The organism is Aquimarina sp. Aq78 (assembly GCF_900299525.1).
Classification (GTDB): Bacteria; Bacteroidota; Bacteroidia; order Flavobacteriales; family Flavobacteriaceae; genus Aquimarina.
This window is the reverse complement of the sequence record NZ_OMKA01000029.1, coordinates 504,618-520,596: the sequence shown is the minus strand read 5'-3', so window position 1 is coordinate 520,596 and position 15,979 is coordinate 504,618. Positions and strand designations below refer to the sequence as shown.

The window sequence follows — 15,979 nt, the reverse complement described above, 5'->3', positions numbered from 1 at the left end:
TTTATCGTAATGAGTAAAAAGATTCTAGACCTTTTAAAAAAATTACATAAAGAAGGAATTAAAGTAAAACTAGATAAAGGTTCTTTATCCATAAAGTCTAAACAAGAGCGTATTGAACCGATATTAATTGAAGAAATAAAAAAACATAAACAAGATATTATATCCTATCTTGAAAAACATCAAAATCCAGTACAAAAGAAAGGTAGTCTTTTGGAGAGTGCAATTACTCCATTTGACCGTACAGTCATAAATAAATTTCCATTGTCGTTTAGTCAGGAACGATTATGGTTTATAGATAAGTTAGAAGGGAGTATTGCATATCATATTCCTGTTGTTCTACAATTGCAAGGAGATCTGGATATTATAGTTCTGAAAAGTTCTTTAAAAGAAGTATTGTCCAGACATGAAGTATTACGAACAGTAATTCAATCAGAAGAAGGTAAAGGAAGTCAGGAACTCTTATCTCCGGATAATTGGAGCATGGATGTTATAAAAATGACTTCATCTTCTATACTGGATGAAGAGTTGAAAAACTTTATCGATCAACCTTTCGATTTGTCGAAAGACTATATGATGAGAGCTAGTTTGTATGAGCTAAGTAAAGATGAACATATTCTTACAGTAGTTTTTCATCATATTTCCAGTGATGGATGGTCTGATGCTATTCTGATCAATGAATTTGTAGAATTATATACTGCACAAAAAGAAAAACGAAGCCCCGCGTTGAATGATTTACCCCTTCAATATATTGATTATGCATTATGGCAAAGGAAATATATACAAGGCGAAATTCTTGATGGAGAATTAGCATATTGGAAGAATCAACTTTCCGGAATATCTCCATTACTGCTACCAACTGATTATCCACGACCATTAATTAAAAGTAAGTCGGGATCCGGATTTTTATACGAGCTGGATATTGAATTAACCGATAGGATATCAAAACTCTGCAAAGAGCAACAAGTGACATCTTTTATGATGTTATTATCTGCTTTTAAAATAATACTGTCCCGATATAGTCATCAAGAAGATATTTGTGTAGGAACACCAATAGCCAACAGAACACAGGCAGAACTCGAAGAATTAATAGGCTTTTTTGTCAATTCACTCGCTTTGAGAACTACAATTGACTGTGAACTTGATTTCAATGATTTATTGCAAGAAGTGAAGAAAACCACATTAGAGGCTTATGATCATCAGTTGGTTCCTTTTGAAAAAGTAGTAGATCAGGTGGTTGATAGCCGTGATATGAGTACTACACCTTTGTTTCAGGTAATGTTCGTTTTACAAAACATCCATTCAGAAACAGAAATAAAATTGGATGGATTAACATTGTCTAACTATGAACAAAATAATACTACGGCCAAATTTGATCTTACGTTTACTATAGAAGAAACTGAATCAGGATTTTCGCTATATGTAGAATATTGTACGGATTTGTTTAAAAAAGAGACGATACAACGTATGGTAATTCATTATGAAGAACTATTAAAAAATATCGTTCGAAACCCAAAAGCAAAAATTGGCAACTTGTCAATGATAACCGAGACAGAAAAGGAAGAACAATTAAATTTACTTTCAACAACATCAATAGATTACCCATCAGACCAAACTATAGTAAGTTTATTTGAAAATCAAGCATTGAAAAACCCAGATGCAGTAGCGGTAGTCTTTGAAAATGAAAAGCTTACGTATAAAGAATTAGACGAAAAATCTAATCAACTGGCTAATTGTTTGGTAGCTAATGGAGTCCAGAAAGAAGAGTTGGTTCCGATATGTATGGAACGATCATTAGATATGATCATTGGACTGATTGCAATCATGAAAGCTGGGGGTGCTTATGTACCGCTAGATCCATCAATACCAAAGAGTAGGGTCGATTTTATTTTAGAAGATACACAAGCAAAAATAATACTTATCCAATCCTCACAGATATCTCTTTTGGAAGATAAAAATAGTATTAAACCAATTCTTCTAGACAAACTCTCATATAACGATTATAAAAGAACCAATACCGGAATAATAATTCATCCAGAGTATTTGATTTATGTGATATATACGTCTGGAACCACAGGAAAACCCAAAGGAGTTCTATTAGAACATCGTAATGTAGTTCGTTTATTCTTTAATGAGAAAGGGCTTTTCGATTTTAATGATCAGGATGTTTGGAGCATGTTTCATTCATTTAGTTTTGACTTTTCGGTATGGGAAATGTATGGTGCTTTATTATATGGTGGAAAACTGGTAATAGTACCAAAATCTCATACCAGAGATATGGTATTGTTTTCAAAGTTTGTTGAAAAAGAAGGAATAACTGTTTTAAATCAAACACCATCAGCATTCAAGGTATTTCAGGAAGAAGCTTTAAAAGAAAAAATAAAATCATCAGTTCGATATTTAATTTTTGGAGGAGAAGCGTTAAGCCCTTCAATGCTAAAAGAGTGGAATTCAATTTACCCGGATTGTAAAATCATTAATATGTATGGTATCACAGAAACTACCGTTCATGTGACCTATAAGGAGATCACCATACAAGAAATTGAAGCAAACATAAGTAACATAGGTACAGCAATACCTACATTGGGGTGTGTGGTATTAAATGAGGGTAAACAAATAGTACCAAAAGGAGTTGCAGGAGAATTATATGTTTTGGGCGCAGGAGTAGCAAGAGGATATCTTAACCGACCGGAACTAACAGAAGAAAGATTTACACCATTAAACATAGATAACTTAAATACAATTCCTTGTTATAGATCGGGAGATTTAGTTAGAAGACTGGTTACCGGAGAATTAGAATATTTAGGGAGAATTGATACGCAGGTAAAAATCAGGGGGTATCGCATAGAGTTAGGAGAGATAGAAGCGCAAATCGAAAAATTAGCTGTAGTAAAACAATCAGTGGTCTTAGCAAAAGCAGATAAGAATGGTAATAAAAGACTAGTTGCCTATATCGTATTTGAAGAAGAAATTGATAGTGCAGAAATTATAGAAGAGTTAAAAGGAAAACTTCCTGAATATATGGTACCTCAGTTGTATGTATCATTAGAATCTTTTCCATTAACTTCTAACGGGAAAGTCAATAGGAAATCACTTCCGGAACCACCAGAAAATGCTTTTGTACGAAATGAATACATCGCTCCGGAGAATGAAAAACAAGGAATTCTGGTAGAAATCTGGAAAAATCACTTAGATCTGGATACTATTGGAATTACCGATGATTATTTTAGAGTTGGAGGAGATTCCATTACTATGATCCGCTTGATGAGCGAAGTAAATAAGAAATTTAAAATTGACATAAAAATAGCCCAGTTCTATGCTAATCCTACTATCAAAGGTTTATCCAAATTATTAGGCACTTGTGGATTATCCGAAAGCAAAAACAAACTAATAGTTGAGATAGAAAAGACATTAGAAGAGTTACAGGAACAAGTAAAAAATATCCACCCGAACCCACAAAGTATAGCATCAGTATATCCTATGAGTGATATTCAAAAAGGAATGCTCATTACTTCTCAAAATGGGGTCGAATCTGGTGATTTTGGTATATACCATGATCAGTTTGCAGATCAGGTACCATTGGTTGATGTTCAATTGATGCAGAGGTCTTTAGATCTTTTGGCGGCGAAACACGAAACATTAAGAACAGGATTTGATTTTTATAATTTCACAGAACCTGTTCAGATAATATACAAAGAAGTAAATAACTCAATTGGTTATGATGATATTTCATATAAAAACACTTCAGAAAAAGAAATATACATTGAAAAATTCTTGAAAACCGAACGTGAGCTACATCCTTTTCAAATTGATAAAGCACCTTTATGGCGAATCAATATTTTCAAAGTAAGTGATTCAGAGATGGTCTTTGTCATACAATTTCATCATGCCATATTGGATGGATGGAGTGAAAAGACATTAAAAGTAGAACTATTTAATCTGTACGAGAAATTAAAAGAAGATTCATCTTACACTCCGCCAAAATTACAATGTGGTATGAGAGATAGTATGATTTCTGATATGGTAGAGCAGAATGATGTGGAGAATAAAAAGTACTGGAAACAGGAATTAGAGGATTATAGAATACTAGATATTTTTACAGAAGCATCTAAAGTAGAAATGCAAACCAGAAATTATGAAGATGATTTCAAGGATAAGTTATTAACAAAATGTGAGAAGGATAATGTTTCTCCTAAAGCTTTGTTTTTCGGAGCATATGTATATGTACTTAGCATGCTATCCGGAGAGAAGGACATGATCGTTGGGATGGTAACTAATAGAAGGCCAATGGTGAATGATGGAGAAAAATTATTAGGATGTTTTTTAAATACAATTCCATTTAGATTTGATTTAACTTCAAGAATCCTTAGCTGGACTGAATATATTAAGCAAATAGATCAAAAACTAAAAGATTTAAAAGGTAAAGATCGATTATCTCTCATAGGAATTTCCAAGCTAACTGATGAAATACATTATAACAACCCGTATTTTGATATTCTTTTCAATTTTGTTGATTTTCATGTATTTAATCAAATAAAAGATAAAACTCTTCTTGATCATGAAGCAAATGAAAAACTCAATATTGAAGATGATTTTGAACGTACCAATACATTTTTGGATTTTAACGTAAGTCTAACATTTAACAGATTACAAGTTGGAATAACTCAAGCTAGAGAATTAAAATCAGGTCATTCGATAGATGATGTATATAAGTATATTGATCAATTCCTGAATTGTTATTTGGATGAAACAAACCAAGTTTTTGATAGCACATATTTACTTCAGGAAATAGAGAAAGGTCAATTACTAAAATCTTTTAATGCTACTAGTTTTCCATACCCTAAAAATAAAACATTAGTAGAGTTATTTACAGAAAAAGTTAAAGACTCTCCGGAAAGTCTGGCATTAGTTTCTGAGGGCACACGGATTACTTATAAAGAACTGGATGAAGAGTCCAATCGATTAGCGCACTACCTTTTATTAAATAATTCTTTAGAGATAGAAAATTTAGTAAGTGTAAAACTCCCTCGAAGTGAATGGTTAGTGATATCCTTTTTGGCAATTATAAAATCAGGGGCTGCATATGTACCGATAGACCCTAATTATCCTGAAGAACGAATTCATTATATAGAGAAAGATAGTAATTGTGCGGTTGCTATAAATGAAGGATTGCTAAAAGAATTTCGGGAGAATAGGGAAAACTATGATATAACGTTGCCAAAGGTTAATATCACTGCAACTAATCTAGCCTATGTAATATATACATCGGGATCCACAGGTAAACCTAAGGGAGTAATGATTGAGCATCAGGGAATTGCAAATACCATATTATCACAACTGGATAATTTTGGAATTTCTGTAACAGATAATTGCTTGCAGTTTTCGAATCAATCTTTTGATGCTTCTATATGGGAGATATTATTATCTCTCTTGGGAGGAGCTACATTATTCGTAATAAGCGAAGACACAAAATCCGAAGTAAAACGTTTTGAACAATATATTGAGGAACACAAAATTTCTTTTGCAACCATACCACCAGCTTACTTAAAGTTAGTGGATTGTAGCCAGATAAAAAATGTAAAAACCTTGATCACAGCAGGAGAGCAGGCACCTCTGGAAAAAGCAAAGTCTTTTTCAGAATATGGAACATATGTAAATGCGTATGGTCCCACTGAAACAAGTATTTGTGCAACAACGTACAAAGGAAATATCACAAGCTCAGTTCCTATAGGAATACCAATTTCCAATACATCTGTTTACATCTTGGGGTCAGCACATGAGTTACTCCCATTAGGAGTTATAGGAGAATTATGTGTGTCTGGAACAGGGTTAGCTAGAGGGTATCTGAATAAAGAAGACCTTACAAATGAAAAATTTGTACCCAACCCATTTGTAAATGGAGAACGAATGTATAAAACAGGCGATTTGGCAAAATGGTTACCTGATGGCAATGTAGAGTATGTTGGTAGAAAAGATGACCAGGTTAAGATTCGTGGATACCGTATTGAACTTGGTGAAATAGAAAGCGTATTGCAAGAACAACCGGAGATAGATCAATCTGTTGTATTGGCAAGTAAAGATATCAATGCGAACAATAGATTGGTAGGATATGTTGTATGTAAAGATGTTTTTGACAAAACCCACATACAGGATCAATTACAATTGAGATTACCCGATTATATGATTCCTAAGTTGTGGATAGAATTGGATGCTTTACCGGTAACACCAAACGGAAAATTAGATAAAAAGGCATTGCCAGAGGTAAATGACATAGTACTATCTAAAGAAAATTATATAGCACCGCAGAATGCCATAGAAGAAAATCTATGTGAAATATGGCGGGATCTGTTGGGTATTGAAAAGATAGGGGTGTCAGATAATTTCTTCGAATTAGGAGGCGATTCAATTTTAACTATCCAGGTTATAGGAAGAGCCAGGCGTTTGGGGTATTCGGTACAATCAAAAGATGTGTTCAAGTATCAGACAATTGCCGAATTATCAAGTTTTATTAGAACCAGAACTAAGTCGGTTATTGGTGAACAGGGGAAGTTAACAGGAAGAAGTGATTTATTGCCTATTCAACAATGGTACCTTGACACTAGTTACTCCAGGAATATTCATTTTAATCAGTCTATGTTATTGCTTGTGGACAAATCAGTAGAAGAGGAGTTTATAGTAGGGGCGACAAATTTATTGATAGAACATCATGATGCACTCCGTTTTGAATACTATAAAGAAAATGATGTATGGTACCAAATATATGGAAGAGGAAACGGTAAAGTATACATTGAAGATATCAGTACCAAAACGATAGAAGAAATACCAGATGCTCTTGCTGAGATATGCCAATCCTATCAGCATAGTATATCTATTGAAAAAGGAGAGGTTTTTAAAATGGTACTGATTAAAACACCAGAATCAGAAGAAAAAAATCGTCTGTTTATGGTAGCACATCATATGGTAATAGATGGAGTTTCCTGGCGAATTTTATTGAACGATTTGGATCATATTATCCCTTCTTTAATAAACCATAAAAAAGTACAACTGGGAGAGAAAACCAGTTCGTATCGTCAATGGAGTAAACATCTAAGGGAATATACGACCAATAAAGCATTTTTTACCCAAAAATCTTATTGGGATACTATTATATCGTTTTATAAAGCCTTGCCGGTAGATAAAGAATTTATTGGAGAAAAGAATGGGAGAGATGTAAATAATTATGCCATCACGTTAGATGAAGTTTTGACAGAGACATTGCTGAAAGAGGTTAATCAGACGTACGGAACAGAGATAAATGATATCTTATTGAGTTGTTTAGCAATGACAATTAGTAATTGGTCGGGCTATGATAAGATTGTAATTGGTTTAGAAGGTCATGGTCGTGAAAATATATCAAAAGATATTGATGTGGCTAATACTATTGGATGGTTTACCAATTTATACCCTGTAAGCTTACCCGCAATTCCGGGAGAACCTCTTGAAAATGTAATAAAATCAGTAAAAGAAGAACTACGTAACATCCCTGATAAAGGGATTGGATATGGAGCTTTGAAATACTTACATCCGGAAGATGAGGTAAGAAATGCCCTGTCTGGGGATCATTGGGATATTATATTCAACTATTTAGGACAATTCGACAATATTGTAGATCAGGATTCCTGGTTTATGATGTCCTCAGAAAATGTTGGGAATGATGTAGGAGATCAAATGGAATTTGATAACAAATTAGAAGTAAACGGCTCTATCCAGAGTGGTAAGCTAATACTAGGATGGAGTTATTCTGCTTTAGAGTATAACCCAACCACAATAGAAACGTTGGCGGATAATTATTTGTCAAATCTTAAAAAGATAATTCTTCATTGTAAAACTAAAGAAGAAAGAGTAGTTACTCCTTCTGATTACGGTTTAGGGAAGGAAATAGGATATGAAGAATTGGATCTTTTTGCTAAGGCTTCCAAAGAAGCAGAGCTAGAGGGAGATGACATCTTGGAATTTTAAATTAAAATCAATCAAAAGAGTCGGTACTAAAAAAAACATAATGGAATTTTTTATAAAAAAATTAGAAAACCTTAATCTGTTTTTGGTGAACAAAGATGGGAAGTTAATACTAAGAGGACGTAAAGGGAAATTAGAGGAAGATGAGATTACCAAAATAAAGAATAATAAAGAGATTATTGACTTTATTAATACAAACAAAGGAAATTTAATTAGATACCTATCTGAGCAATCGTTAACGCCATTAGTTTATAAACTAAGTCCGTTACAGGAAGGAATATTATTTCATGGATTATATGATGAAGGTTCAAAAGCATATATAGTTCAGTTATCCATAGATTTTCCTGAAGGAGTTCGGATAGAAGCTTTAAAATTATCCTGGCAATATGTTTTGTCAAATCATAGTATTCTCAGAAGTGGATTCTTGCATGAAGAACTAAGTATCCCAGTCCAACAAGTTCATAAAACAGTTGATATGCCTTTTGTAGAGTTGGACTATAGTATGTATTCGGGATCAAAACTAGAAGAACAAATAATTTCTTTTTTAGAAGCAGACCGTCAGCTGGGATTTTCATTTAGTGAACCTCCTTTGATTCGGGTGGCTTTTATAAAAACAGGTGAAATTTCTTATAAAATGATTATAACCAATCATCATATTATAAGTGATGGTTGGTCTACACCTATTATGATGGCCGAGCTAATAGAGGGATATGAAGCTTTTGTAAAAGGAGAAACACCTCCGGCAAAAAAAGAAGATCTGTACGAAGATTATATAAAATACATTGCAAGGAAAGATGTTCAAGGAGAAGAAAAATTTTGGTCTGATTACCTAAAGAATATAGAAACACCTTGTTTATTGCCTTTTTCAAAAGCAGGATTATCCAGAAACAAAGCTGTAGGTGAATTTAAAGAAATAGTATCTCTGTTGGATTTTAATTTTACTGAAAATCTAAAAAAGTATGCACAAAAAAACCGTATCACTGTAAACACATTAATCCAGGGAGTTTGGTCTTTACTTTTGTCTAAGTATACGGCAAATCAGGATGTTGTATTGGGAGTAACAGTATCGGGACGGCCAGAAGAGCTGGAGAATTCGGAACAACGGATAGGGCTATATATTAATACCTTGCCATTATATACTAGAATAGACGAAAAAGCTTTGATAACAGATTGGTTATTAGAACTGCAATCCACTCATGCTACCTGTAGAGAACATCAATATACAAGCTTGTCCAAAATTCAAAGCTTGAGCGGGGTTAAAGGAGACTTGTTTGATAGTATTATTGTATTTGAAAATTATCCTGTTTCCGATGCTTTTCAGGAAGGAGGAACGTTACAAGCTGGAGAGATTACAGGTAAAGAACAAACAAATTATTTGTTAACTATAGAAGCCGGACAGGGAAAAGAGTTCGAGATAAAGTTTTGTTATAATAGATCTCTGTTGCCAGATGCTACTGTAAAAATGATTCAAGGGCATTTTAATACAGTGCTAAACCAAATTATAAATACAACAGCAAGTACCGTTTCAGAAATTGATATTTTAACCAAAGAAGAAAAGCACCAATTGTTATTTGATTTTAACGATACGGCTGTTGGTTATCCATTAGACAAGACGGTAGTTGATATTTTTGAGGAAAAAGTAAAAAGTATTCCTAATGAGATTGCTGTTGTTTACGAAGAAGAAATAGTAACATATATAGAATTAGAAGAACGCTCCAATCAGCTTGCGCACTACCTAAGATCTCAAGGTGTTGAAGAAGATGTTTTGGTCGGTATCTGTTTAGATCGTTCTTTGGATATGATTATCGCTATTTTGGGGGTGTTTAAAGCTGGGGGTGCTTATGTACCAATGAAACCCGATTATCCGGAATCACGTATCAATTATATCCTAAATGAGATAAAAAGCACTATTATTATTACAGATATAAAAAGCGAATCTGTTATTCCTTTAATCTGGGAGCGAAATATATTTGTTTTGGATGCCAATAAAGATTTGCTTTCGGAATATCCTGTAAGTCCTTTATCGATACCTATTTCTCCTACGGCTTTATCTTATGTGATTTACACATCAGGTAGTACAGGTAAACCAAAAGGCGCTATGGTAGAACATAAAGGGATGCTCAACCATTTATATGCAAAAATTGACGGATTAGAGATTACATCAAATAGTGTGGTGGCCTTTACTGCTCCCTTTACTTTCGATATATCTGTATGGCAGATTTTTAGTAGTTTAATGATGGGAGGACGTATTATTGTGTATAAAGAGGAATATGTCAGAGATCCTGCATTACTATTAGGATCAATACATAAAGAAGGGGTGAATATCCTTCAGATAGTACCTTCTTATGTGTCATCACTATTAGAAATCGATTCGAATAACATTTTAAATCAGCTAAAATATTTTATTGTTACCGGTGAAGCTGTATCTGCCTCCCTTTTAGCTGACTGGTTTAGTAAATATCCTAATATTCCTGTAGCAAATGCATATGGTCCTACAGAAGCATCTGATGATGTAAGTACTCATTTTATGTATGAGGCTCCTGATGTGATAAACGTTTCTATTGGTAAACCTATGTCAAATATGCAACTATATGTTGTGGACAAGTTTAATAATCTATGCCCTTTGGGGGTTCAGGGTGAATTATGGGTTTCAGGAGTCGGAGTAGGAAGAGGATATCTTAATGATCAGAGAAAAACGAAAAAAAGCTTTATCAATAACCCATTTGTAAAAGGAGAAAAAGTATATAAAACAGGAGACTTGGCTTGTTGGTTGCCTGATGGAAGCTTAGAATATCTGGGAAGAATTGATGATCAGGTAAAGGTTAGAGGTCATCGCATTGAACTAGGTGAGATAGAGAGTGTTTTATCAAAAGAAAATACTATAAAAAGCTGTTGTGTATTGGCAAGAAAGGATAGCAGAGGTATAAATAACTTAATCGGTTATGTAGTGCCAAAAGAAGATTTTGATAAACAACGAATTGTGAGGTATTTAAAATCCAACCTGCCAGATTATATGGTTCCTGTTTTATGGGTAGAATTAGGGGATATGCCTTTAACTCCTAATGGAAAAATAAATCGAAAAGTTTTACCGGAACCAGAAACCTCAGAATTATCATTGCAAGAGTATGTTCCTGCTAGAAATGATATTGAAGAAAAGTTAGTGGATATCTGGAAACATATTTTATCCATCAATCAAATAGGAATTTTTGATAACTTTTTCGAATTAGGTGGGCATTCATTGCTAGCTACCCGTATGGTATCAGCAACTCGAAAAGCATTAGATATAGAAATTGCGATCAAAGATGTTTTCGTATATCCTACTATTGCGGAGCTGGGAGAACATATCCAGGGAAAATCAAAAGGTAAGTTATTGCCTTCAGTGACACCTCAGGAAAGAACAAATCGTATTCCTTTATCATTCAGTCAGGAGAGATTGTGGTTTGTAGATCAATTAAAAGAAAGTATTGCTTATCATATTCCTGTAATTGTAGGTTTAAAAGGAGATTTGGATATTTCTGCTGTGGAGATGTCTTTGAAAACTATTCTTTCTCGTCATGAGGTTTTAAGAACTGTAATTAAATCAGATGAAGGAGTTGCGTATCAGGAAATTTTGCCCCCAGATGAATGGAAAATGGATAGAATTACGATATCCGACCCTTCAGAATTAGATAAAGTAGTAACTGATTACACTTCTCGACCATTTGACTTATCGTCAGATTATATGCTTAGGACATGTTTATGTGAACTGGGAGAAGGAAAATATGTGCTAGCTACGATTTTTCATCATATTTCCAGTGATGGCTGGTCAGATGGTATTTTTATTAATGAATTTGTAGAATTATATCAATCTCAACAAGAAAAAAGAGAACCGTCATTAGTAAATTTACCTATACAATATGTTGATTACGCCTTGTGGCAACGTAAGTATATCGAAGGACAACTTATGGATGTTGAACTGTCTTATTGGGAAAACCAACTGACAGATGTATCTCCTCTGGTCTTACCCACGGATTATTCAAGACCTCAAATACAAAGTACTTCAGGAGCAGTGTTATCATTCGAACTGGATAAAGAACTACGAGATGTATTGATGAATACGTGTAAGGAGGAAGGAGTCACTTTATTTATGCTTTTATTGACAGCATTTAAAGTGCTGTTGTATAAATATAGCGGCCAACAAGATATATGTGTAGGTACGCCTATTGCAAACAGGACACAAACGGAACTGGAAAATTTAATAGGTTTTTTTGTAAATACACTGGCAATCAGGAGTAATTTAGAAGGAAATCCAACATTTGTTGATTTACTTAATGTTGTAAAATCGACAACCTTAGATGCTTATGAACATCAATTGGTTCCCTTTGAAAAAGTTGTAGATCGTGTAGTAGATGTACGCGATATGAGTACGAGTCCGTTGTTTCAGGTATTCTTTGCATTACAAAATACTCCGGAAGAGGAAAATTCTGAGTTAAATGGAATTACTTTATCCTCCTATACTTCTGAACATACAACTTCCAGATTTGATATATCAATGACAGCAGAAGATATAAAATCCGGAATATCATTAGAGATAGAATATTGTACAGATTTATTTAAAGAAGAAACCATTTATCGTATGATGGTTCACTTTGAAGAATTACTAAAAAATATTGTAATAAGACCTAAAGAACATATTGCTGATGTAACAATATTGACCGAAGCAGAGAAGGAACAGTTGCTAGTTAATTTTAATGCTACCCAAACAGATTACAATAGTAAAAGAACGGTTGTTCAATTATTTTTAGATCAGGTGGCTAAGACTCCCGAACATACAGCTATCGTTTTTAAGGGAGAGGAAATGACGTATACCGAATTAGATAGACATTCTAATCAATTAGCTCATTACTTGTTATCGAATTATACATTGGGTAAGGAAGATCTGATTGGCATCAAATTAGACCGAAGCGAATGGTTGATTATTTCAATACTGGCAGTTCTAAAAACAGGATGTGCCTACGTGCCAATAGATCCCAATTATCCTCAGGAAAGGATATCCTATATCAAGGAAGATAGCAATAGCGGGACTATAATAGATCAGGATTTATTGGATCAATACCAGGGAGATAAAGAAAATTATGATGATACTCTTCCGGATATAGATATACAAGCAAATCATCTGGCATATGTTATCTATACTTCAGGATCTACCGGGAAACCTAAAGGTGTCATGGTCGAACATAAAAGCTTGATTAACCTCTGTCTATGGCATCAACAAACATATGAGGTTACGGATCAAAGTAGAGGAGCATTGTTTTCAGGAGTAGGGTTTGATGCTTCAGTTTGGGAGATTTACCCATATATCTTAGGTGGAGGATCGCTTTATCCAATATACGAAGACGAAACTCGATATGATATTTCCTGGTTGACAAACTTTATAGAAGTAAATGAGATTTCACATATATATATCCCATCTCAAATTTGCCATAATTTAGTAGAAGAGCAGGTGTATCTTGATCAGGTAAAGATTCTTACAGGAGGAGATACGCTTAAATTAACCAAACCTACATCATTAAAGATTTATAATAATTATGGTCCTACTGAGAACACTGTGGTTACCACTTTTTGCGAAGTGTCAGAAAATCAATCTAATGCAATCCCTATTGGTAAACCTGTTTCTAACACATCAGTTTACATTTTGGGAACCAGTGAAGAATTATTACCAATAGGAGTAACCGGAGAATTATGTATTTCCGGATCAGGGCTGGCCAGAGGATACTTAAATCAAAAAGAGCTAACCCAGGATAAGTTTGTAAAAAATCCTTTTCAGGAAGGGCTGATGTATAAAACCGGAGATTTAGCCAGATGGTTACCAGATGGGAATATAGAGTTTATAGGAAGAAAAGATGACCAGGTTAAGATTCGGGGGTATCGTATAGAGCTGGGAGAAATAGAAAATGTATTAGAAGAAATACCTGATATTATACAAAGTGTAGTGTTGACCAAAGAAGATACACACAGCAACAAACGTTTGGTAGGATATGTGGTAAGTAACGACACGATAGACAAAGAAGAGCTTCAGAACCTTCTCCTTTCTAAATTACCAGAATATATGGTGCCAAGATTATGGGTAGCATTAGAAACGATTCCGTTGACCAATAATGGTAAAATAGATAAAAAGGCTTTGCCAGATCCTGATATGTCTGATATAGTCAAGGATTACGTAGCACCACAAAATGAAATAGAAGAAAGCTTATCTGTAATATGGCAGGATGTATTAGGAATAAAACAGGTTGGGATACATGATAATTTCTTTGAACTAGGAGGAGATTCAATCATTACTATTCAGGTAGTAAGTCGAGCCAAACATGAAGGGTTGGTAATGCAGCCAAGAGATCTGTTTAAGTACCAGACAATTTCAGAATTAGCAGAAGCTATACAACAAGGATCATCTTTGGTTGTCGGAGAACAGGGAATATTGACAGGAGAGAGTGATTTGTTGCCAATCCAGCAATGGTATTTTAACAATTCTTATTCTGAGCTGGAAGACGCTAACTATAATCAGACATTATTACTTTCTATTGATAAGAGTATGAAAATCTCATATCTCGAAGAAATGGTACAAACATTAGTGGAGCATCATGATGCGCTTCGTTCTACCTACCATAAAGAAGGAGAAGAATGGAAACAAACATATAGCAAAAATGTAAGTACATTAATAGTTGAAGATCTTAGTTTGATTCCTACGGGTAACCTTACAGAATCGATAACAACCGTATGTAAATTTTACCAACGCAGTTTATCGATCGAACGAGGAGAAGTTTTTAAAATAATAGTATTTAAAACACCAGAGGAAGAAAGTGACAATCGTTTATTTATAGTAGCACATCACTTATTGATTGATGGGGTTTCCTGGCGTATTTTGATAAATGATATAAATCTTATCCTGAACTCATTACAAAGAGAAACGAAGGTTGATTTAGGTGTAAAAAGTAGTTCATATCGTCAATGGGTAAATAGCATAAAAGAATATGCTGTAAACAAAGCGTTTTTCTCTCAACAGGAATACTGGTCTTCCATTATAAACTCTTATAAAACGCTAACTGTAGATTATTCTGATAAAGGTCTTAAAAAATGGGGGACAGTGAGTGAGTGTCATATGATACTTGATAAAGAACTAACAACTTCGCTATTACAGGATGTAAATCAAGCCTACGGAACAGAAATAAATGACATATTATTAAGTTGTCTGGCATTGACCATTAGTAAATGGTCAGGTTTTGAAAATGTTGTAGTAGGTCTCGAAGGCCATGGTCGTGAAGATATAGCAAGAGATATAGATACAAGTAATACAGTTGGGTGGTTTACCAGTTTATACCCAATCAGCTTATCACTACAGTCTAATTTTTCATTGGGTGACGTTATTAAATCTGTAAAAGAAGAGTTACGTAGTATCCCGAATAAAGGATTAGGATATGGAGCATTAAAATATTTGCATCCGGACACTGCGGTTAGAGATGCATTATCAGGAACGCATTGGGATATTACATTTAATTACCTGGGGCAATTCGATAATATTATGAAAGAAGATTCTATAATTGGTCTGGCTGGAGAATTTTCGGGAAATGATGTAGGAGATCAGGTAGCGTTTTGTAATAAACTTGAAGTTAGCGGATCTATAAATGATGGATCTCTGGTGTTGACTTGGTTTTATTCCGAAAATGAATATAATCAGGATACGATAAAAAAACTTTCCGACGAATATAAATCTAATTTAACAGCTTTGATTCATCATTGTGTGTCCAAGGAAGCTAGAGATTTTACGCCTTCAGATTACGGATTGGGAGAGGAAGTAAATTATCAGGAATTAGATGCTTTTTTAAATGAAGATTCGGACTCCGAAGAACTCTTAAAAATTTAAAAAGAATTACATCCACGGTAATTCTAAACAATAAATTTTATTACTGTATTTAATCTGCGATACCTGCTTGGAACTACAGGTTAGAATTCT

At 34.0% G+C, this 15,979-nt stretch carries 2 protein-coding genes; both read left to right on the top strand.

The annotated features are described in order from the left end of the window. Window positions 1–9: 9 nt before the first annotated feature. A complete protein-coding gene (locus tag DG435_RS21705; RefSeq protein ID WP_106793798.1) occupies window positions 10–7,995 on the top strand; it encodes a non-ribosomal peptide synthetase in 7,986 nt (2,661 codons plus the stop codon). 40 nt (window positions 7,996–8,035) lie between these two features. After that, entirely contained in the window at window positions 8,036–15,889 is a 7,854-nt protein-coding gene (locus tag DG435_RS21700) for a non-ribosomal peptide synthetase (protein ID WP_159098269.1), read from the top strand. The last annotated feature ends 90 nt before the right edge of the window (window positions 15,890–15,979 follow it).